The organism is Tenacibaculum profundicola, assembly GCF_057220795.1.
Map to the genome: position 1 here is coordinate 3,777,455 of NZ_CM170137.1, position 21,500 is coordinate 3,798,954.

The window sequence follows — 21,500 nt, forward strand, 5'->3', positions numbered from 1 at the left end:
AGTCTTTTTAGTGTTGTTTAATTGTTTGAGCTCGTTCCAAGTTATCCGTTACAATCAATAGTTTTTTGAGTAGAATCGGATTAAAATTAGGATTTTTACTCAAAAAGTCTTGTACGAGGGTATAGGCGTCTTTCGATGTATAATTACCAACGGAGTTCGTTAACCATCGCTTAGGGAAAAAGATGTCGCCCGTAAGTTGAATCTCTTCCAATAGATCTAAACACAAGCTTACATGTTTTGTCGAAGAATCATGACGAAGTGGGTGGTGAATATTACTTAAGGCAATTACTACCCATGATTCTTTTTCTCTGTTTTTAGGGGCCTTTAGTGACTGCATAAAATTATCGCGAATTTTTTCATTTTGTGAGAGGGTAGGGAGCAGCCATTGGAAACGTTCTTTTTTGTCTTTATTGCTTATGTTTTCAAGCTGATTAGCTATAATTTCTTCTGTTCTTGGATGTTTGTAGATGGCCAGTTTCATGGCAAGATTCGTTAAATCAGTTTCGTTTAACGTTAAATTAGGTGTCTTGGTTTTTCCATCCCATAGATTAAATAATACCTGAATACCCCGTTCGTGATAAGCAACTTTTGTTAATAAGTTATACAGTGTTTTTTGAATGTTTTTAGCGTTAGCTTTTGATAAGGTTGCAGTAATTATTTTATCCAAATTTAACGCTATTTTACGTCGCTCTGTATCGTTTAAGAATTTCCAGAAGATATGATCAATACTGTTGGTAATATATTGCAGAATGAGTTCATTCTTTTCTGTTCTTAAGCCAGCAACGAACTTGTGCATGGTTTCAATCACAGGGATTTTACCTAAAAGCATGTTTTCATACAAATTGATATAGCTATGACCTCTAGCAACGTCATTTTTAATTTTGTGAATAGCTTCAATATGAATAGGAAATACCCCGTAGCCATACCCATTGTAATTGTATATAATTTCATCAGGTTTCGGCAGTCCTATTGCTTTGTCAATTTGTATGGAAGAACTGTTTAAGTTAACAGAAATTGTTTTGGTTTCATGTCCATATACTAAACCAATAGAGAATAACTGCTCCCATAGATTAGTGGACCCATCTTCGGCCTTTTGTTGTAGAGTAAATGAGTGAATTTTTCCATCTTTATAATTAATGCCATCTGTTATAATAGGGCGACTTGGAGAATGTACCCAAATTTGACTCCATTGTTTGATGTTTGTTGTTGTAGTCATATCAAAAATAGAAACCAGCTCATTCCAATCGGCATTGTCATCGGCATAGGTAGCAATGTATTTTTGAAGTCCCTTTTGAAAGTTTTCTTTCCCTAATAAGAGTTCTAATTGGCGCATCATTATTGGGGCTTTGTTATAAATAATTCTGCCGTATAAAGAGCCAGCATTTTTTAAGTTATCTAAAGGCTGCCTTATAGGGTTCGTGCCTTTGGTTCTATCTTCTGAATAGGCACTAGGATAATGAGACATCATGAAATTCAAATCGTGATTTACCTCAGGAAATACCGGATTCATAATTTTATCAGCCATAAAATTGGCAAATACCTCTTTCATCCATACATCGTTAAACCAGCGCATAGTAACTAAATTACCAAACCACATATGAGAGGTTTCGTGTGCTATTAATTTGGCACGTCGCAATTTTCGGGTTTGGGTTGCGTTTTGATCTAAAAATAATAAATTCTCTCGATATTGAATGGCTCCTGTATGCTCCATACCACCGTACTGAAAGGGAGGGAGTGTTGCGAAGTCCATCTTTTGAAAAGGGAAATCATATTGGGTATATTTTTCGAGAAACTCAAGAGAGCTTTGATGAATACTATATATGGCTTCTAAGCTTTCCTTGATTTTTATAGAATCAGTTTCTCGATACAGAAAACGCATATCAAAAGCTCCTGGATTGTTCACTTTTTCATTAAATATACCAGCAACAAAAGAGAATAGATAGGTGCTCATTTTATCTGTTTTCTGAAAATTATGTTGAATGAAATCACCTTTATCAATTTGTTCTTTTTTAAAAGCACCGCACAATACTTTCCAGTTTTTAGGGGCTGTTATGATGAGGCTGTAATGGGCCTTGATATCGGGTTGGTCAAAACAAGGAAACAATGTACTGGCCCTGTCGGGTACAAGCAGCGTGTATAGATACTCGTCATTTCTGTTTAAAGAAAGCTCTCCAGCATTGAATTCGATATCGATATTGTTGGTGCCTAGTTTTAGAAATTGCTTATCGATAATAATATGTTCTTTTTCATGATGTATCTGAGTAGATTTATTATTTACGACCATTTTCTTAAGATGATTCGTCTGCTCGTTAAAATCTAATATCAGATCATTTTCTATTGTGTTGATATCAACTTGTAAGGAAAGTTTCGAAGGAATGGGTTCTTCTTTAGTTTTAGGGATGTTAAACGTTAGATTATATGTTACATGCTGTAGTTGTTGTTTTCGAAGAGTAGCTAAGTCAAAAGAAATTCCTTTGGCAGTAATAGGTTGCGAAAGGTGTTCTTTTTTACAAGAAATACCGATTAGGAAGCAAAAAAAGAAGATATACTTATTCATGACTTTAGTTGTTTGTGTAAATTTATGAAAGTTAAAAGTATAAAAAAAGGTTTAGCAATTGCTAAACCTTTAAAGATTATAATGTTCAAAATCAATGACTATAGTGCAGCATCGATTTTATCCGTATACGTTTTTTTCGGAGCAGCCCCTACTTGCTTGTCAACTACTTCTCCGTTTTTAAATATTAAAACAGTAGGAATATTTCGCACTCCATATTTAGCAGCAAATTCTTGGTTGGCATCAACATCAACTTTACCAATAACTGCTTTACCTTCATATTCAGAACTAATTTCATCCACAATCGGAGCTACCATTCTACAAGGTCCGCACCAAGCTGCCCAAAAGTCAACTAATACTGGTTTATCTGATTTTAATACTACTTCTTCAAAAGAAGCATCTGTAATTTCTAATGCCATCTTACTTATATTTTAAATTTTGTTTAAATTCTTATTTTTGTAAATACAAATGTAAACAAATATTTTCCCATTACAATTTTATGAAAATTAGTTTTTATTATCATAGCATCAATTGTTTTTATTACTGCTTTGTTTTTTAGTATATAAAATAATCTATATTTTTGTTCACTGATATTAAGAGGAGAAATTTGTCTGATTGCAACCTCATAAAAAAATGCTAAAGCAGTATTTTTGTACTTCTTTTTGCAGCAGTCGACCTGAGTCTACCTCGTTTTAAATTTTAAAAAAGTAAACTATGCCATATTTTTTCACTTCTGAAAGTGTTTCAGAAGGACACCCAGATAAAGTAGCAGATCAAATATCTGACGCTTTAATAGACAACTTTTTAGCTTTTGATGCAGATTCTAAAGTTGCATGTGAAACCCTAGTAACTACTGGTCAAGTAGTGCTTGCAGGTGAAGTAAAATCCAATACCTACCTCGATGTTCAGAAAATTGCACGTGATGTAATTAATAAAATCGGATATACAAAAAGTGAATATATGTTTGATGGAAACTCATGCGGTGTTTTATCAGCGATTCATGAGCAGTCTGACGATATTAACCGTGGTGTAGATAGAGAGAACAAAGAAGAGCAAGGGGCGGGTGATCAAGGGATGATGTTTGGATATGCTACCAAAGAAACGGAGAATTACATGCCGTTAGCATTAGATTTATCCCATTTAATTTTAAAAGAACTGGCTGTACTTCGTAGAGAAAATAAGGAAATAACCTATTTACGACCTGATGCTAAAAGTCAAGTTACCATTGAATATTCTGATGATAATGTACCTCAGCGTATTGAAGCAATTGTTGTTTCTACACAGCATGACGATTTTGGTTCTGATGATGAAATGTTGGCTAAAATTAGAAAGGATATCGTGCAGATTTTAATACCAAGAGTAAAAGCAACATTGCCAGCTAATATTCAGACGTTGTTTAATGATGATATAAAATACCATATCAACCCTACAGGGAAGTTTGTTATTGGTGGCCCGCATGGAGATACCGGATTAACAGGAAGGAAAATTATCGTTGATACTTACGGAGGGAAAGGGGCTCACGGAGGTGGTGCTTTTTCAGGAAAAGATCCAAGTAAGGTGGATAGGTCAGCAGCTTATGCTACACGTCATATTGCAAAAAATTTAGTCGCAGCAGGGGTAGCAGATGAAGTACTTGTACAGGTATCGTATGCGATTGGTGTTGTAGAGCCAATGGGAATTTTTGTAGATACTTATGGAACATCAAAAGTAGCCTTAACTGACGGGGAGATTGCTCAAAAAGTTACTGCAATTTTTGATATGCGTCCAAATGCTATTGAAAAACGTTTAAAATTACGGACTCCGATGTATAGTGAAACCGCAGCATATGGTCATATGGGTCGTGTAAACGAGGTGGTTTCAAAAAGTTTTAGCCAACCCAATGGTGAGCGCAAAACAATGGATGTAGAGTTGTTTACTTGGGAAAAATTAGATTATGTAGCTAAGGTAAAGGAGAGTTTTAGCTTATAGTTATATATATTGTAAATACATATAGAATAGAGGAAAGGTGTTTTTAGCCTTTCCTTTTTTATTTAAGACAAGTTTGTTGTGCTTCCTCGTAATGATGTTTTAAGAGAGGAATTACGAATGTGACATTAGGGAATTTCGCAGTGCCAATGATGAAACTTTCTACTGGCTGGATATTTTTTACATAATAGCGTATAAACTAAAAGCAAATTGAAAAAGGTATTATATATTTGTTTTTGAGATAATCAAACAAGTTTTTACTTTAAAAAATCAATTCCTATGAATATTTTTTTCATTATTACAGTACTTGTAGTTTTAGCAGCAGCTTTTGGATATGTTAATGTAAAGTTTATTAAACTACCCAACACCATTGGTTTGATGTTTGTAAGTATTTTATTCACACTGGTAGTGCTGGGTATAAGTAGTTTTGATGATACCTTGTTGGAAAAAGAACGATTATTGATTTCTTCCATTGATTTTCAAACGGTTTTGTTAGATGTAATGCTTAGTTTTTTGCTTTTTGCGGGGGCGTTACATACTAATTTTCAGCAATTAAAACTACAACGTAAACCAGTGTTGGTTTTTGCTACTATAGGAACTTTACTATCTACTTTTATTATTGCTACGCTCAGTTATTTCATGTTGGGTATAATTGGGTTGGAGGTTTCCTTTATTTATTGTTTGCTGTTTGGGGCATTAATATCACCCACGGATCCAATAGCAGTATTAGGTATTCTTAAAAAAGTAGGTGCTCCCAAACAATTAGAAACAAATATAGTTGGAGAATCGTTGTTTAATGATGGGGTAGGGGTTGTTATCTTTATGACTATTTTTGAAATAGCCTCTGGAGGCGAAAGTTTTTCTCTATTACATGTAGGAGAGTTGTTTATCGTGGAAGTATTGGGAGGCTTAGGGCTTGGTTTTGGTCTAGGATATCTTACCTATAAGTTGTTAAAATCTATTGATGATTATGATACCGAAGTAATTATAACCATTGCAACTGTAATGGGAGGTACCCTATTAGCTCAGGAATTGCATGTATCTGCACCTTTAGCTATGGTAACTGCTGGGCTTATTGTTGGTAATGATACCGTCAGACAAAATTCTATGAGTGAAATAACAGAGCAATACGTTGACAAGTTTTGGGAATTGATAGATGTACTATTAAATACAATACTGTTTGTGATGATCGGTATGGAGTTATTGGTGCTAACTTATGAAGGTTCTTATATTTTAGCAGGGGTATTGACAATTCCGTTATTGCTAATGTCGCGCTATTTATCATTAATGCTACCTATTGCATTTTATGCTAAAAAATTACAGTTTGTTCCGCATACCAATATTATTATGACCTGGGGAGGTTTACGAGGAGGAATTTCAATTGCATTAGCGCTAAGCTTAACAGGGGCTATGCATCGAGATTTATTTTTAGTAATGACCTATGTTATTGTAGTATTCTCTATTATTTTTCAGGGTTTAACCGTTGGTAAATTGATAGAAAGAATGCAGATAAAAGGTAGTAAGAAGGGGGCAGTATAGAAGTAGTACAGGTATGAGTGTGCCAATTTTGTAACTGAATCAATCAAAAACATAGCTATTAATGGTAATCCAGGTATTTAATATAATGTGAGTTTGATGTAATTGTATACTATGTCTTTCTAAAATTCAAGCAATCACTGTGAAAAAATGTAGTGAAACGGATTTTTTGTGGCATTCACATCAAGCCAAACGATTACTTCAGTCTGAAAAAGGTTTCGTAATAACCTGTTTTTTATAGAAACCAGATTAATAGAGCCTTAAATTTTACGCTCAACTACGTAGTTGATCATTTGTACTAGAGAACTTTTATAAGGAGATTCTGGGAAGTTATTTAGAATAGCTAGTGCCTTGTTTTTGTAATCATACATTTTAACATGGGTATATTCCAACCCACCATTTTGTTTTACAAAAGCAATGACTTCTCTAACTCTTTTTTTGTTTTTATTATGCTTTTTAACCGAATTAATCAACCATTTTTTATCCTCTTTAGAACAATTATTAAGGGTGTAAATTAATGGTAAGGTCATTTTTTGTTCTTTAATATCAATTCCTGTCGGTTTCCCTATTTTATCATCTGTATAATCAAACAAATCGTCTTTAATTTGGAAAGCAACACCAATATATTCTCCGAATTTACGCATTTGTTGCACAGTATTGTTACTAGCTCCTACAGAAGCAGCGCCAATACCACAACAAGCGGCGATTAAAGTAGCTGTTTTTTGACGAATAATTTCAAAATAGATTTCTTCAGTGATATCAAGTTTTCGTGCTTTTTCAATTTGTAATAGTTCACCTTCACTCATTTCTCTTACTGCAATAGAGATGAGCTTTAAAATATCAAAATCTTCATTATCAATAGAAAGTAATAAGCCTTTAGAGAGTAAAAAATCACCAACCAATACAGCTATTTTATTTTTCCATAAAGCATTGATAGAAAAGAAGCCTCTACGGCGATTACTATCATCAACTACGTCGTCGTGTACTAAGGTTGCCGTGTGAATTAATTCTACTACGGAGGCACCCCTATAGGTGCGTTCATCAAAACCACCATCGGAAACCATTTTGGCTACCAAAAACACAAACATAGGACGCATTTGTTTCCCTTTCCGTCTAACAATATAATATGTTATACGGTTTAATAGTGGAACTTTGGACAACATAGCGTCTTTGAATTTTGTTTCAAAGTGCTCTATTTCTTTAGTTATAGGGATTTTTATTTGCTCTACAGGCTTCATATATGAAAAACAAAAGTAAGATATAAATAATACTTTTATAACCTATGAATAGAAAAACTTTAAGGTAGTGGTCTCTTTAACATTTGTCATGACAAATGAACTTATGAGAAATAAGGGGATTTGCGTTTCTTGCAGGTTTTTAGTACCTATATACTGCTTTGCAGTAGCCCGACAAATGATCTACTTTGATTACGATTTATTGGCTAATTGTCCGCAAGCAGCATCAATATCCTTTCCTCTTGAGCGACGTACATTAATTACGATATCATGCATTTCTAGATTAGAAATATAGTTGTTAAGAGCTCTGTCTGAGGCTTGTTGAAATTCACCATCATCAATTGGGTTGTACTCTATTAAATTGACTTTGCAAGGAACGTATTTACAAAACTGTACAAGAGCATCGATATCTTCTTTTCGATCGTTAATGCCATTCCAAACGATATATTCGTACGTTATTTTTCGTTTGGTTTTGTCATACCAGTATTCTAAGGCTTCTCTTAAATCGTTTAAAGGAAAGCGGGTATTGAAAGGCATAATTGAAGTTCTTACTTCGTCAATAGCCGAGTGCAATGATACAGCCAGATTAAAACGGACTTCATCGTCTGCTAGTTTTTTGATCATTTTAGGAACACCAGAAGTAGATACGGTGATTCTTTTTGCGGACATTCCTAAGCCTTCAGGAGAGGTGATTTTATCTATAGCTTTTAAAACATTGTTGTAATTCATTAGAGGTTCTCCCATTCCCATAAATACAATATTTGATAATTTATGATTATGGTATAATCTACTTTGCTTATCAATAGCAACAACTTGATCATAAATCTCATCAGGATGTAAATTACGCATTCGTTTTAAGCGAGCTGTAGCGCAAAACTTGCAGTCAAGACTACATCCAACCTGGCTAGAAACACATGCCGTAGTTCTGGTTTCTGTTGGAATTAAAACAGACTCAACAACTAAACCATCATGTAACTTTATGGCGTTTTTAATGGTGCCATCATTACTACGTTGCATAGCATCAACTTCAACATGATTGATTACAAAATGTTCATCAAGCATCTGACGAGTTCCTTTTGATAAGTTTGTCATGTCGTCAAAAGAGTGAGCTGCTTTCTGCCATAGCCATTCGTATACTTGGTTTCCTCGGAAAGCTTTGTCGTTGTTTCCTACGAAAAAGTTACGTAGCTGATCTTTAGTTAATGCTCGTATGTCTTTTTTTTTATTCAAGATGTTAGATTGAAATTTATAATTAACGCAAAATTACAAAGATAAAATGACAAACTGGTAGTCATTGAAATGACTACCAGTTTGTTATATGTGTTTTAGCGTATGTTATAGAATTAACATAGCATCTCCGTATGAGTAAAATTTGTATTTTTCTTTAATAGCTTCGTTATATGCTTCCATCATAAAATCATGCCCAGCAAAAGCTGAAACCATCATTAATAAAGTAGATTTAGGCGTATGGAAATTCGTTACCATACAATTTGCAATGCTAAAGTCGTATGGAGGGAAAATAAATTTATTGGTCCATCCGTCATAAGGATTTAACTTGCTATTTGCAGACACCGATGATTCTACCGTACGCATCACGGTGGTTCCAATAGCACAAATCTTTTTCTTGGTTTGTAAAGCGTTATTTATGGTTTCCGTGCTTTCTTCAGGAATCACTATTCGTTCTGAGTCCATTTTGTGTTTAGACAAATCTTCTACTTCTACTGGATTGAAAGTTCCTAAACCAACATGAAGTGTCATTTCAGCAAAATCTATTCCCTTGATTTCTAAACGCTTCATTAAATGCTTAGAAAAGTGTAAACCAGCCGTGGGAGCGGCAACTGCACCTTCGTGTTTTGCGAAAATTGTTTGGTAGCGTTGTTCATCTTCTGGTTCTACTTCACGTTTGATATATTTTGGAAGAGGAGTTTCTCCTAGTTGGATTAACTTTGTACGAAACTCTTCATATGAACCATCAAATAAAAAGCGCAATGTTCTACCTCTAGACGTTGTATTATCAATTACTTCTGCAACCAAGCTGTCATCTTCACCAAAAAATAATTTATTTCCAATTCTGATTTTACGAGCTGGGTCAACTAATACATCCCACAAACGATTTTCAGCGTTTAATTCACGTAATAAAAACACTTCAATACGAGCACCTGTTTTTTCCTTATTTCCGAACATACGGGCAGGAAAAACTTTCGTATTGTTTAACATCATTACATCTCCTTCATCAAAATAGTCTATTAAATCTTTAAATAGTTTATGTTCAATTTTTTGAGTGTCTCGGTGTAATACCATTAAACGAGCTTCATCTCTGTGCTCTGAAGGATATTCAGCCAATAATTCTTTTGGCAGTTCAAAATCAAAATTTGATAATTTCATCTGTAAAATTTTCTAAACGAGGGCAAATATACAATATCAAAATAGCCATTGTCAAGCTATTGGTGTTTTATTTTGTGGTTCTTGTATTTCAAGACCTATTTTGGTCATGTCTTTCCAGAAGTCTCGGTATGATTTTGTCACCACATTTGCATCTTCTATTTCAATACGTGTTTTAAGGGCTAATGGAGCAAAAGCCATGGCCATTCTATGATCGTTATAGGTGGTTATAGTTATGTTTTTGTTGATCAAAGTAGCTGGTTCTAGATGTAAGCTTTTTTCGGTAACAGTAATCGTAGCTCCAAGTTTAGTGAGCTCTTCTCTCAATGCTTCTAACCTATCAGTTTCTTTTATCTTTAAGGTGTGTAAACCTGTTAAATCACAAGGTATCCCTAAACCAAAACACGTAACAGCAATAGTTTGTGCAATATCCGGAGCGTTTTTTAAATCTTGTACTAAGGTAGCTGTATGATGCTGTGAGGTTTTGGTTAATACAATTTGATTTTCTTCGAAACTAGTGGTAACTCCAAAATGTTGGTAGATAGAAACTAAAGAGCTGTCACCTTGTAAGCTGTCTTTTTTGTAGGCCCTTAGTTTTACCTTTGAATTGATTTCACTTAGGGCAATTAATGAGTAGAAGTATGAAGCAGAACTCCAGTCAGATTCAACTACAATTGTTTGGTCTTTAACACTTGGTTTTGCTTTTATTCGTATGGTTTGCTCATTAAAAGCAGCTTCGATTCCAAGTTGATGCAATAACGAAAGCGTCATGTTAATATAAGGAATGGAAGTAATTTCTCCTATCAACTCAATTTTCAATCCGTTTTTTAGGCTTGGGGCAATAAGCATCAAGGCAGAAATATACTGACTGCTTACATTCCCATTAATGGCTACTTTATCTTGTGTTAATTCTTGCCCTACTATTTTTAAGGGTGGATAGCCTTCCTTTGCTAAGTACACTATATTGGCACCTAGGGTTTGTAGAGCTTCAACGAGAATTTGAATAGGCCTGTTGTGCATTCTTTCAGAACCCTGTAAAATTTTTGTCTCCCCTTTTTGAGAAGCAAAAAAAGCGGTTAAAAACCGCATGGCAGTACCTGCATGACCTATGTCTGCAGTATCACTGCTTGAAGAAAGAGCTTCTTGAAGATGGTGTGAATCGTCAGAGTCTGATAGGTTTTCAATACGTATATTTGGATACAGTTGCTGTAATATGAGTAATCTATTTGATTCACTTTTTGAACCAGAAATAGTAATTTCAGCGTTGCATGCTGAGGTGTTAGTACTTAGTTGTAAGTTCATGGTTTTACGCCATTTTTTTATTAGTAACCCATAGTCCGTAGAAAAGGCTTACCACGATTTTAGTACTCCAAAAACGAATCCATTTTCCATTAGAAAAATGGGTGTCATTGACAAGATCAAAATTTCCTGCAAACAGATCACGCCAACTATTCATAAATAATATAATGATAGTGACCACAATAAAAAATGGGATGGCAACTTTGGCAACGTTTTTCCAGAATAGGGGTTTTTGTAGTTTTTTAAAGAAACTCATTTATTTTAATTTTTCATTATTGTGATGGCGATCATGATCGCGTTTTGTTTTGATGTCCAGTTTTTTATCAAAAGCTTCTTGAAGGTTTACTCCAGTTTGATTGGCTAAGCAAAGAACAACAAACATAACATCGGCCAATTCTTCACCTAAATCCTTTTCTTTGTCACTTTCTTTTTCACTTTGTTCTCCATAACGACGCGCTATAATTCTTGCTACTTCACCTACTTCTTCAGTTAATTGTGCCATATTGGTTAATTCATTAAAATAGCGAACTCCGTGATTTTTTATCCAATCATCAACTTGTTTTTGTGCGTCTTGTATATTCATTAAACGTTTTTTTGATCATATGTTTTATGTAGTCAAATATAAAATTTATTCTAGCTAATTAATTCTCCAAGGTGGATTTTTTCTGTTTTTTCCCGCTTTGTATAAAATTAGTTTGTTTCCATCAGGATCTTTTAAACGAGCTTCCCTCCATAACCACGATTGATCTGTTGGTAATAAGGAAAACTGGATACCTTTATTTTGTAATGATTTCACCAATTCATCAAGGTTTTCATCTTCGAAATACAGGGTTATAGTACTTTCAATTGGAAGTGTGTCAACATGATGAATTGAAAAGGTACTGTCACCGTCTGGTACTGTAAATCGGACATAACTAGGGCTTGCATCAACAATGAGATGCAAGCCTAGTTTTTTGTAAAATAACACCGAGTTTTCAATATTAGTTGATGGTATTGTTACTTGATTTAAATTCATATTTTTTCTTTTTTTAGTACACGCATTAAAATCAAAAGTGAAAGCATACCGACCACAGAAAGAATGAGCATAATATTCCAAGTAGTATCGAAACCAAAAGCATCGATTAATTGCATTCCTGAATTATGTGCGAAAATATGAGATGCTGAAAAAGCAATACTATAATACGCCATGTATTCACCTTGATTTCCTTTTTTGGCTCGTTCTATAACAAAGGCATTTGAAAAAGGAAACGCAATCATCTCTCCTACCGTCATAAATAGCATTCCTATAACTAAAATAGCGGTCCATCCTGATAAATTTAGGACTAAAAAGCTTAATCCTGTAAGGAGCAATCCGAAGAAGATTAAGAACTCTTTAGAATACTTACTTTCTTCTAACCATTTAATCAAAGGCATTTCAAGTGCAAATATGATAAAACCATTCAGTCCCATTAAAAGACCTATTTCAAATTCTGATAAATGATGACCGTCTTTATAGTACAAAGGGATGGTTGAAAAGTATTGAAGAAAAATAAACCCAAATATAAACATACCTACAAAAAAGACCCAGAAAGCTCTATCAGAGAACACGGAAATTGGGTTCTCAACTTTAAGATCATCTACGATCTTCGATTTTTTAGGATGTAAAACCTTTATAAGTAAAAAGGTTGCTAGTATACATGTAACTCCATCAATCCAGAATAAACCACTATATCCTATTGTGGTAATGATGATTCCACCTACCGCAGGCCCTGCGGAAAACCCAAGGTTGATAGCCAAACGAATTAAGGTAATAGAACGTGTTTTGTTTTCAGGTTTACTATATGAACTTAAGGCAACAAACATGGCGGGTCTAAAAGTATCAGCTACAAGCATTACCAAGAAAATACCTAAGCAGAATCCGGCAAAGGTGCTTACAAATTGTAAGGCAATAAATAGCACTCCTGTTAGAAATAGGCTTATTTTCATTACTTTGTAAAATCCGATTCTATCGGTTAGTTTACCTCCTAACCAAGAGCCTATAACAGATCCGATGCCAAAGCAAGTCATGATCCAGGCAACATCTTTTAAGGTAAAATCAAGACTCTTTGTTAAGTATAAAGAAAGAAAAGGAATTACCATGGTACCGGCTCTGTTAATTAGCGTAATTAGGGCTAGCCACCAGACCTCTTTTGAGAGCCCTTTAAAAGTTTTTAAGTAGTTTAAATAGAGTTTTTTCATCGTTTTTTTATTAAGTGATTGATTTGGCTGTGATATAAAAGTAAAAAGTCCGACTGTGAAGTCGGACTTTTTATAATAGTTATAGTTTATTTTTAAATAATCATAATACATAAATAATCCGAACGTGACTGCGTCTCAATGAATAAGACCAAGTACACTGTTTATTATATGTATTAAAATTTGTCATTTTTTTGTTTAAGTAAGGCTCAAACTTATAAAAAAAATAAATAGGTTTTACAAAAAACAGCAATATTATTGTTTTTTATATTGGATTTAAATAATGCTATTTGCAATGTACTCAGTCATTATTCAACTATTTTGTACAGTATAGGCTTGCTTGGTGTTGCATCATTTTCAAAAGGCGCAATCATCAGATTTAAAAAATAGAAACCATCTTTTATACGATCAGGAACATAAATGAATTCTGTAATAGTGGCATCAAATCGAATATCGCCTTGGGTATTCCAAAAGGCATTGTGTGCGAGTAACTGACCATTGTCTTTTTCCTTATCAACAGAAGGAAGGTCTATTAATAGATGTTTAATACCTTTTTCCTTTAAATAAGTGGCCGCTTCTTCTAATAAAAAAGGGGGGTTGGTATTGGAATATTGTGCATGTTTTTTACTTTCTGTGTTTGGAAGCGTTCGTATTACAATAGCTTCACATGAATTATTGTCTATTACTGCTTCTAATTGTTCTTTGGTAATAATCGAATCATTAGTCTCTGTTTTTAAGGGATGAATGCTTACAACTACTGCTAAAAAAAAGAATTGAGCTAAGTTTTTATTAACAGAATATACCTCTTTCGTAATATGACCCACACATTCGGTATGAGTAATATGTGCGTGCGGATTAAAAGCAATATTGTTAAAGTTAACATCAGCACCCTGAGCAACACTGCCAGTCCAATCACCTAAAGTAACTGGAGATATCTGAGGGTCATCCAAATACCAAGCATTAATATTTTGCTTGGATAGATCAATTGGAATTGATATGTCAATAGGTTTAGATAAGTCAATAGTATATTTTCTGCCTAAATGTGTAATGGTTGCAATCATGAGCTAAAAATACTTAAATTATAAATAAGTCGCTAGCCAATCCATCTGCTAAAAATTTTCCTTTATTAGTGGTTTTTAAATGCTGTTCTCCGTTTGTAGCGGTAGTTATTAATACTAGCTTTTCGTCGATGAATCTTTGGACGTTTGTTAGTAGTTTACAATAAAATGATTCTCCAAAATCTTGTTTTATTTTGGATAGTGAAACTCCCCAAATAGTTCTGAGTCCTGTCATTAAATATTCATTGAATTGATCTTTTTTAGTGAGTTGTTCAATTTCGTTAGGCAATTCGTTGTTTTGAAGTTTTTTTATGTATGTAGAGTTATTGGCAATATTCCAACTTCGATGTGTTCCATTAAAAGAATGCGCCGACGGTCCTATTCCTATGTATTTTTTACCTAGCCAATAACTTGTGTTGTGCTTTGAAAAATAACTAGGCTTACCAAAATTAGAAATTTCATAATGAACAAATCCATTCTTAGCCGTTTCAGTAACTAAAACATCAAAATGTTCTTTCGCTTGTGTTTCATCTAAAGAAGGATATTTCCCACTGCGTATAAAACTATCTAAAACAGTTTTGGATTCAACTGTTAAGGCATACGATGAGATGTGATTGATACCAAAATTAAATGCAATGTTTAGGTTTTCTTTCCAACGGTTATTGCTCATGTTTGGAATCCCATAGATAAGATCAATGGTAATATTATCAAAATGCCTAGTAGCTACTGACAAACAATCTTTTGCTTCTTGAGAATTATGTGCACGATTCATCATTTGTAAATCTTCTTCAAAAAAAGACTGAATACCAATGCTTAATCGATTAATCGGCGATGCTGCTAATTCGTTTATTTTTTCTTCAGATAAATCATCCGGGTTGGCTTCAAGTGTGATTTCTGGTGTAGGAGCTACGGTATAGTTGTTAGAAATAACATCCAGAATTAATTGTAGTTCTTCTTTAGTTAAAAGGCTAGGAGTACCACCACCAAAATAAATGGTTTCTATAGTGTCGTTTTGAAGCTCTTCTTTGCGCAGCTTCAATTCATGTACTAAGCAAGTGATTAAGTCATCTTTCTTTTTTAAGGAAGTAGAAAAATGAAAATCACAATAGTAGCAAGCTTGCTTGCAAAATGGGATATGTATGTAAATTCCTGCCATTTATCTTTTTTCAGTGATCAGTGTTCAGTTATCGGTTATCTTTTTTCAGTTGTCAATTATCAGTTATCTTTTTTCAGTGATCAGTGTTCGGTTATTAGTGTTCAGTTGTCAGTTATCAGTTATCTTTTTTCAGTTATCGGTGTTCAATTATCAGTTGTCTTTTTTCAGTTATTAGTTATCTTTTTTCAGTTGTCAGTTATCAGTTATCTTTTTTCAGTTGTCAATTATCTTTTTTCAGTTATCGGTGTTCGGTTATTAGTGTTCAGTTGTCAGTTATCAGTTATCTTTTTTCAGTTATCGGTGTTCAGTTATTAGTTATCTTTTTTCAGTTGTCAATTATCAATTATCTTTTTTCAATTATCAGTGTTCGGTTATTAGTGTTCAGTTGTCAGTTATCAGTTATCTTTTTTCAGTTGTCAATTATCAATTATCTTTTTTCAGTTATCAGTGTTCAGTTATTAGTGTTCAGTTGTCAGTTATCTTTTTTCAGTTATCGGTGTTCAGTTATCAGTTATCTTTTTTCAGTTATCGGTGTTCAATTATCAGTTATCAGTGTTCAGTTATTAGTTATCTTTTCCCATATCCTTAGCCATCGACAGATGTTCATTGCTAATTGTTCACTGATCATTGACTACTGATCATTGTTCACTGATCACTGTTCATTGCTAATTGTTCACTGTTCATTGACTACTGATCATTGTTCACTGATCACTGTTCATTGCTAATTGTTCACTGTTTATTAATCCTAGTTGTTTTTAGAATTGAAAACAAAATTTTCCCTATTTCATCGGCTTTATCAAACAATAATTGAAATTTATTGATATCTAAATCTCCACTATCTTTTAATAATGACAACCAATATTTTGTTTCCAAACACTCTTTATAAGAAATGGATAATTTAGAAGAAAAATCGGCTTTTGAAATAGCACCATTTGCTTCCACAATATTAGCTCCAATGGAGGTTCCACTTTTCAATATTTGTTTAGAAAGAATGTATTCTTTTTGATCTTTCATTAGAGTTTTGCTTAGTTGAACTATTTCCAAAGCAAAATCATAGGATTTGTTTTGCAAAGGATTATCTTTTAATTTCATAGCATTTATTGATTTAAAAGTAAATATATATTTTTTAATTAAAATAACCAGTTCCAAGTAATTTATCGCCGACAATTCATCACTGTCAACCGTCCAATGATCACTGTCTACTGATCACTGTTCATAGACTATTGCTAATTGATCACTGTCTACTGATCACTGATAATTGATCATTGTCCACTGATAATTGATCACTGTTATTTAATTTTCTTCGGGTTCTGTTTTACAAATGCGGCCCAACCCGTGTAATTTTTACCACCTATTTTAGCACCTGAATTGTAATAATGACAAACGGCGGCAGCTAAACCATCAGTAGCGTCAAGGTTTTTAGGCAATACTTTTAAACTTAACAACGATTTGAGCATTAGCGCAACTTGCTCTTTACTAGCATTTCCATTACCAGTAATGGCCATTTTAATTTTTTTAGGCAAATACTCAGTAACAGGAATTTGACGAGACAGTCCAGCAGCCATGGCAACACCTTGCGCACGTCCTAGTTTCAACATGGATTGCACATTTTTACCAAAGAAAGGAGCTTCTAAAGCTATTTCATCCGGGTTATACGTATCTATAAGTTCAATGGTACGCTCAAATATAAGTTTCAATTTTAAATATGGGTCTTCATATTTTTTTAGTAGTAGTTCATTCATCTGAACAAACTCCATTTTTTTACCAACAACTTTAATAATTCCAAATCCCATGATGGTGGTTCCTGGATCAATACCTAATATGATTCTTTCCGTCTTCAAATTTGTGTACTTTGAACTGAGACAAAACTAATCAAATATATCCTTAATTACCTTGTTATGACCAAGAACTTCAAGGCTCCTGATGATCATTTACGCTAAGACTAAACCAAATAGTTTGTAAAAACATGAATGATTGTGAATTGTTTATACAGTCTTTTTTGGATTGAAATTTATTACGAACATCAGGAATTCAATTAAACCATTTATTTTCTATCTCTCAACATAAGGTTGTTATCTCATTTATGAGTTGAAATTGCTATAAAATAACATGATGATTTTTCTGTATATAAATTATAAAAATAAAACCTAGTCTTTGTTTATGGTTTCTTTTTTTAATGAAGATGAAATGAGAAAAAGACGTTTGATAGCGGTAATTTTAATTTATAAATGGGATTATAATATTACAGAAGATAGTATCTAGTATTCGACACTGGAATAATGCTATCGATCATCTAGCTATTTGTAATTATACTTATTGGGTTAAATGTCGAGATTTTTTGAGGTTATTTGAAAGGACCTGTTTAGACGAAGTTTCCAATTATTAGTTCTTAAAAAACACAATTTTGTTCCAATTATTTTTGATTTCATAACTAAAATATTGTTTTACTAATTATTTTATTGTTTTCTTTGAAAAGATAACAATAAAAGAATTACTAACCATTTTAAATTTTTAGTTATGAGCACTATTACGAAAATTCCAATTCCTGGAGAAAAATTAACTACAAAATCTCAGCTTACTAATATAGGGGCTAGGATAGAATTCGGAGCAGGTTTATCGAGTTTCACTGCTACTTCAAGGCCTTTAGCGCCATTAGCAATGGCATGTTTTGATGCTGATGGGAATATCAATGTTTCTGCTTTTATTTATATACCAAATGCAAATAATGGCGAACCATTAGATTTTACGATTAATATTTTAGAAACAAATTCTAATAAATTAGCATTTTATATATCACATGATGCTAAGCCAAAAGGATCAGCAACCTTATACCCTTATGGGATTTCGTTTTCAACCTCCGGAATCAATTATCAAAAATTAGGGATTACTAAAGTTAAGGTTTATACTTGGGATGATGATCCAGAAGGATCGAGAGGAACAGAGACTACGGTTCAGACAACTGGAGGGTAATTGGATGTTTCAAACAAAATTATAAAAGAGTAGGTTTTTTTTGATAGATTTGTGATGTCGATTATAAAAAAATGGATTTTTCTATCAAACTAAGCTTACTGTTTTTTTTTTCTTTCTTACAAATTCAATCTCAACAAGATTATAAGGAAAAGTTAGATAACGAGATTAACCAAGTTTCTGATTTATTTGAAACTGAATTGTTTTTTAAAAAAGCTTCTACTTTTTTTTGTCAAAAAAAATGGGATTCTACGCTGATTTATACTCAAAAGCATTTGGCTTCATCGCAAAGACAGCCACTAAAAAACTATTCTCACTTTCTACGTGGGTTTAGCTTCAACCAAATGAATATTTTTAAAGAAGCTGAAAAAGAATATCTTCAAATATCTGAAGATTTTAAGCTTTATAATTTGATTCAAACATATTTAGGGGAGTTACATCTTGTGCAAAATAGATATAATAAAGCGATAACTTATTTTGAAGGAGTTCTTAATCTCCCAAAAAACAAAAATTATTTTTTTAATAAAAATTCTCTAACTCACAACTTAGGGTTGTCTTATTTACATCTTAGAAAATTTGATGATGCAGAAAGCCACCTCATTCAAAGTGTAATGTTTGGAGAAAAAACTCATGATACTTTAAAACTTGTAGGGTGTTATGGAGATATGGCAACGTTGTATTATGAACAATATAAAGATGAATTAGCCATTCCATATTTTATAAAAGCCTATGAGTTGGCAAAGAAAACTAATGATTTTGATCTTAGAAGGTCTACGTCTAAAAACATGTCGGTGGTAGAAGAAAACCGAAAAAATTTTGAAAAGGCATTAAAGTACAGAAAGGAATCACAACGTTGGAAAGATTCTTTGAATGATCAGAATAAAATTTATGAAGTTGCTAAACTTGAAAAGGAATTTGCAGTTAAACAAAAACAAAAAGAAGTAGATGTTTTACAAGTACAAAATGAGCTAAAAGAGGCGCAGCGGAATATCTTTTTATATTTTGCTATTGGCTTACTTGTGCTTTTAGGAATAGGTTTTTTTTCTTATCGGGAAAAAATAAAAACAACTAAAATAATAGCAAAGCAAAAAGAAACTTTAGATGAGTTAAATGCCACAAAAGACAAACTTTTTTCTATTGTGAGTCATGACTTACGTTCTTCAGTAAATGCGTTAAAAACAAGTAATGTTACCTTACAAGAAAACTTAGAAAACAAAAAACTTGAGAATTTAAAGAGTTTATTACAAAACAATAGTGCCATAGTAAATGGAGCTTATGGTTTATTGGATAATTTATTGCATTGGGCACTATTACAAACAAAACAAGGGTATTTTAAAATTACCTCATTACGCTTGTTTTTTATTATTGAGCAAGTCGCTTTTAATTATAAAGCCTTGTTGATGGGTAAAAATATAAAATTTGATGCACAAGTCAGTAAAAAGGAGGTGGTGTTAGCTGATCAAGAATCGTTGAAAATTATTCTTCGGAATGTATTGGATAATGCTATTAAGTTTACTGAGGAAGGAGGAGCTATTTCTATTTATATAGATAATATTCACGATGGCTATTGTGATTTGGTCATCTCAGATACTGGAATAGGAATGAGTGAAGAGACTCGATTAGAATTGTTAAATGACACAGTATTACTTCATAAAAAAGAACATGAGAAAATTATAGGTACAGGATTAGGAGTGCAATTATGTAAATCCATGGTTAAAAAGAATAAAGGGAAGTTCTCTATAGAAAGTGAATTAGGAAAAGGAACAAAAATGATTGTATCTTTACCTGTAGAATAAGAGGTGAACTATTTTTATTGATGTCTCTTTAGTGAGATTTATATTCAACCAAATATTAAAAACGAACTCCATGGATACTATTAATGTTTTTATTATAGAAGATATTCCTTCAGAAAGCGATAAACTGATAAAAGTACTAGAGGAGAACAACTATACCGTCACTGGAGTTGCCAGAAACTTTAAAGAAGCACTTACCAAGTTTTATCAATTAAAAATTGACATAGTTATCATTGATATTTTTTTAAACGGAGCACCTGATGGTATTTCCTTTGCAGAAACCATTAGTATAGTTCCTGAAGCGATGAAACCTTTTGTTTTTCTTACGAGTTCAATTGATCGTCAACTATTTGAGCGAGCGAAATTGACCAAGTCTTTTAGTTATTTAATGAAGCCATTTAATGAACTGGAGGTATTGTATGCACTCGAGGTAGCGGTTGAAAAATTTTATGAACAAACGCATGTCTTTTTGGGAGAAGGGGAAGATACTGTAGTAAGTGATGAATATCTGTTTATTAAAAAAGGGAAAGCTCTTAAAAAAGTTCACATTCATGAAATTATTTATATTGAGGTCGAAGAGAAATATTGCAATATAATTACAGAAAAAGAAAAATTTGTGATACTGATATCCCTAACAAAGTTGTTGGCACTTCTTGATAATTCGATTTTTTTCCGCACTCATCGAAATTTTATTGTAAACTTAGACAAAATCACAGAAATAGTGCCGTCCGACAATCTAATTTTAGTGTCAGGAAACCATAAAGTAACCTTAAGTGATGGTTATAAAGATATCATAAAGAAAGTAAGAACTTTAAAGTAGTACTCATAAAAAATAAGCTCTAACAAATTGTTGTTATAAAACCGTCAAACATTTCGATCTGAGGGTAAAATTCATTACATTTTTTAATAACGATATTACGAATGACACTATGTGAAGTAATCTTGTTATGTTAACAATAGATATTATTACTTCCGAAGTATATATGAGAATTTTTAAATTTTGTATTGCTTCGTGGTTTTTCCTTGCTATTGCGTTTTATGTGTGTTCACATCACAAATAGTGTTGCAATTCTTCAGTCGTATCCCTTACTCCAAATAACAGATAGATTTGGTTTAATCTTTAGTTATTTCAATAATAAGGAAAACTCAATATTTGTAAATCGTATTACACCAGTTATTGTTTGAATATACGGTAAATCCAAATGGTTAATGCTATTACTTCGTTCTACGTTTTTCCAGTTTCGTGGAAAACAAACCCCATCTTATTCCATTTTAAACGAATTGCATCTAAACCAGAGGTACTTTTAATTCATAAAAGAAATCCAAGATTCTTCATTTTAG

19 protein-coding genes are annotated in these 21,500 nt (G+C 32.9%); 5 read left to right on the forward strand and 14 right to left on the reverse strand.

The features are described from left to right. Positions 1-7: 7 nt before the first annotated feature. Both AC2TDS_RS15440 and trxA read right to left on the reverse strand, forming a co-directional pair. Positions 8-2,557 carry a M1 family metallopeptidase gene (locus tag AC2TDS_RS15440; RefSeq protein WP_484736475.1) on the reverse strand — a complete coding sequence of 850 codons (2,550 nt, stop codon included), beginning with the start codon at positions 2,555-2,557 and terminating at the stop codon, positions 8-10. 98 nt (positions 2,558-2,655) lie between these two features. After that, positions 2,656-2,973, reverse strand: a complete 318-nt coding sequence (trxA, locus tag AC2TDS_RS15445; protein ID WP_484736476.1) for a thioredoxin — start codon at positions 2,971-2,973, stop codon at positions 2,656-2,658. Positions 2,974-3,268: 295 nt separating this feature from the next. Between trxA and metK the strand changes: the two genes are divergently transcribed. Together metK and AC2TDS_RS15455 are read left to right on the forward strand one after the other, a co-directional pair. Next, positions 3,269-4,522 (forward strand): methionine adenosyltransferase, encoded by a 1,254-nt coding sequence (gene metK / locus AC2TDS_RS15450; RefSeq protein ID WP_484736477.1) that lies wholly within the window; start codon positions 3,269-3,271, stop codon positions 4,520-4,522. Between the two features lie 276 nt (positions 4,523-4,798). Beyond that, on the forward strand, positions 4,799-6,058 hold the full coding sequence (locus tag AC2TDS_RS15455; RefSeq protein ID WP_484736478.1) for a cation:proton antiporter: 1,260 nt from the start codon (positions 4,799-4,801) through the stop codon (positions 6,056-6,058). 257 nt (positions 6,059-6,315) lie between these two features. On the opposite strand, the gene AC2TDS_RS15460 is transcribed toward AC2TDS_RS15455, so the two are convergent. The 12 genes from AC2TDS_RS15460 to ruvC form a co-directional block, all read right to left on the reverse strand. Continuing rightward, positions 6,316-7,293: a polyprenyl synthetase family protein gene (locus tag AC2TDS_RS15460; protein ID WP_484736479.1), complete on the reverse strand. Its 978-nt coding sequence runs from the start codon at positions 7,291-7,293 to the stop codon at positions 6,316-6,318. Between the two features lie 189 nt (positions 7,294-7,482). Continuing rightward, positions 7,483-8,523: a dual-specificity RNA methyltransferase RlmN gene (gene rlmN, locus AC2TDS_RS15465; protein WP_484738966.1), complete on the reverse strand. Its 1,041-nt coding sequence runs from the start codon at positions 8,521-8,523 to the stop codon at positions 7,483-7,485. Between the two features lie 102 nt (positions 8,524-8,625). Next, positions 8,626-9,675, reverse strand: a complete 1,050-nt coding sequence (gene queA / locus AC2TDS_RS15470) for a tRNA preQ1(34) S-adenosylmethionine ribosyltransferase-isomerase QueA (protein ID WP_484736480.1) — start codon at positions 9,673-9,675, stop codon at positions 8,626-8,628. Positions 9,676-9,726: 51 nt separating this feature from the next. Further along, positions 9,727-10,974 carry a 3-phosphoshikimate 1-carboxyvinyltransferase gene (locus AC2TDS_RS15475; protein WP_484736481.1) on the reverse strand — a complete coding sequence of 416 codons (1,248 nt, stop codon included), beginning with the start codon at positions 10,972-10,974 and terminating at the stop codon, positions 9,727-9,729. A 4-nt stretch (positions 10,975-10,978) separates the two neighbouring features. Next, a complete protein-coding gene (locus AC2TDS_RS15480) occupies positions 10,979-11,227 on the reverse strand; it encodes a hypothetical protein (protein WP_484736482.1) in 249 nt (82 codons plus the stop codon). Next, positions 11,228-11,554 (reverse strand): nucleotide pyrophosphohydrolase, encoded by a 327-nt coding sequence (locus AC2TDS_RS15485; RefSeq protein WP_484736483.1) that lies wholly within the window; start codon positions 11,552-11,554, stop codon positions 11,228-11,230. A 54-nt stretch (positions 11,555-11,608) separates the two neighbouring features. Continuing rightward, positions 11,609-11,986 (reverse strand): VOC family protein, encoded by a 378-nt coding sequence (locus AC2TDS_RS15490; RefSeq protein WP_484736484.1) that lies wholly within the window; start codon positions 11,984-11,986, stop codon positions 11,609-11,611. Next, positions 11,983-13,188: an MDR family MFS transporter gene (locus AC2TDS_RS15495; RefSeq protein ID WP_484736485.1), complete on the reverse strand. Its 1,206-nt coding sequence runs from the start codon at positions 13,186-13,188 to the stop codon at positions 11,983-11,985. Before AC2TDS_RS15495 ends, AC2TDS_RS15490 begins: the two co-directional genes overlap by 4 nt. 305 nt (positions 13,189-13,493) lie before the next feature. After that, on the reverse strand, positions 13,494-14,246 hold the full coding sequence (locus AC2TDS_RS15500) for a cyclase family protein (RefSeq protein ID WP_484736486.1): 753 nt from the start codon (positions 14,244-14,246) through the stop codon (positions 13,494-13,496). A gap of 13 nt (positions 14,247-14,259) precedes the next feature. Further along, entirely contained in the window at positions 14,260-15,399 is a 1,140-nt protein-coding gene (hemW, locus tag AC2TDS_RS15505; RefSeq protein WP_484736487.1) for a radical SAM family heme chaperone HemW, read from the reverse strand. A 729-nt stretch (positions 15,400-16,128) separates the two neighbouring features. After that, positions 16,129-16,491 (reverse strand): four helix bundle protein, encoded by a 363-nt coding sequence (locus AC2TDS_RS15510; protein WP_484736488.1) that lies wholly within the window; start codon positions 16,489-16,491, stop codon positions 16,129-16,131. Between the two features lie 197 nt (positions 16,492-16,688). Continuing rightward, complete coding sequence (gene ruvC / locus AC2TDS_RS15515; RefSeq protein ID WP_484736489.1) at positions 16,689-17,240, reverse strand: crossover junction endodeoxyribonuclease RuvC; 552 nt, start codon at positions 17,238-17,240, stop codon at positions 16,689-16,691. Between the two features lie 676 nt (positions 17,241-17,916). Here ruvC and AC2TDS_RS15520 point away from each other — a divergent pair. The 3 genes from AC2TDS_RS15520 to AC2TDS_RS15530 all read left to right on the forward strand — a co-directional run bounded on the left by AC2TDS_RS15520 (position 17,917) and on the right by AC2TDS_RS15530 (position 20,979). Continuing rightward, a complete protein-coding gene (locus tag AC2TDS_RS15520) occupies positions 17,917-18,369 on the forward strand; it encodes a hypothetical protein (RefSeq protein ID WP_484736490.1) in 453 nt (150 codons plus the stop codon). Positions 18,370-18,440: 71 nt separating this feature from the next. Continuing rightward, complete coding sequence (locus AC2TDS_RS15525) at positions 18,441-20,162, forward strand: ATP-binding protein (protein WP_484736491.1); 1,722 nt, start codon at positions 18,441-18,443, stop codon at positions 20,160-20,162. Between the two features lie 70 nt (positions 20,163-20,232). Continuing rightward, entirely contained in the window at positions 20,233-20,979 is a 747-nt protein-coding gene (locus AC2TDS_RS15530) for a LytR/AlgR family response regulator transcription factor (RefSeq protein WP_484736492.1), read from the forward strand. Positions 20,980-21,500: the final 521 nt, after the last annotated feature.

Excerpts from the sequence above, each read along its gene's own strand:
- AC2TDS_RS15490 (WP_484736484.1), bottom strand. The coding sequence starts at position 11,986 with ATGAATTTAAATCAAGTAACAATACCATCAACTAATATTGAAAACTCG.
- trxA (WP_484736476.1), bottom strand. The coding sequence starts at position 2,973 with ATGGCATTAGAAATTACAGATGCTTCTTTTGAAGAAGTAGTATTAAAA.
- queA (WP_484736480.1), bottom strand. The coding sequence starts at position 9,675 with ATGAAATTATCAAATTTTGATTTTGAACTGCCAAAAGAATTATTGGCT.
- AC2TDS_RS15510 (WP_484736488.1), bottom strand. The coding sequence starts at position 16,491 with ATGAAATTAAAAGATAATCCTTTGCAAAACAAATCCTATGATTTTGCT.
- AC2TDS_RS15525 (WP_484736491.1), top strand. The coding sequence starts at position 18,441 with ATGGATTTTTCTATCAAACTAAGCTTACTGTTTTTTTTTTCTTTCTTA.
- AC2TDS_RS15480 (WP_484736482.1), bottom strand. The coding sequence starts at position 11,227 with ATGAGTTTCTTTAAAAAACTACAAAAACCCCTATTCTGGAAAAACGTT.
- AC2TDS_RS15440 (WP_484736475.1), bottom strand. The coding sequence starts at position 2,557 with ATGAATAAGTATATCTTCTTTTTTTGCTTCCTAATCGGTATTTCTTGT.
- AC2TDS_RS15530 (WP_484736492.1), top strand. The coding sequence starts at position 20,233 with ATGGATACTATTAATGTTTTTATTATAGAAGATATTCCTTCAGAAAGC.
- AC2TDS_RS15520 (WP_484736490.1), top strand. The coding sequence starts at position 17,917 with ATGAGCACTATTACGAAAATTCCAATTCCTGGAGAAAAATTAACTACA.
- hemW (WP_484736487.1), bottom strand. The coding sequence starts at position 15,399 with ATGGCAGGAATTTACATACATATCCCATTTTGCAAGCAAGCTTGCTAC.
- AC2TDS_RS15485 (WP_484736483.1), bottom strand. The coding sequence starts at position 11,554 with ATGAATATACAAGACGCACAAAAACAAGTTGATGATTGGATAAAAAAT.
- metK (WP_484736477.1), top strand. The coding sequence starts at position 3,269 with ATGCCATATTTTTTCACTTCTGAAAGTGTTTCAGAAGGACACCCAGAT.
- AC2TDS_RS15455 (WP_484736478.1), top strand. The coding sequence starts at position 4,799 with ATGAATATTTTTTTCATTATTACAGTACTTGTAGTTTTAGCAGCAGCT.
- AC2TDS_RS15460 (WP_484736479.1), bottom strand. The coding sequence starts at position 7,293 with ATGAAGCCTGTAGAGCAAATAAAAATCCCTATAACTAAAGAAATAGAG.
- AC2TDS_RS15500 (WP_484736486.1), bottom strand. The coding sequence starts at position 14,246 with ATGATTGCAACCATTACACATTTAGGCAGAAAATATACTATTGACTTA.
- AC2TDS_RS15475 (WP_484736481.1), bottom strand. The coding sequence starts at position 10,974 with ATGAACTTACAACTAAGTACTAACACCTCAGCATGCAACGCTGAAATT.
- AC2TDS_RS15495 (WP_484736485.1), bottom strand. The coding sequence starts at position 13,188 with ATGAAAAAACTCTATTTAAACTACTTAAAAACTTTTAAAGGGCTCTCA.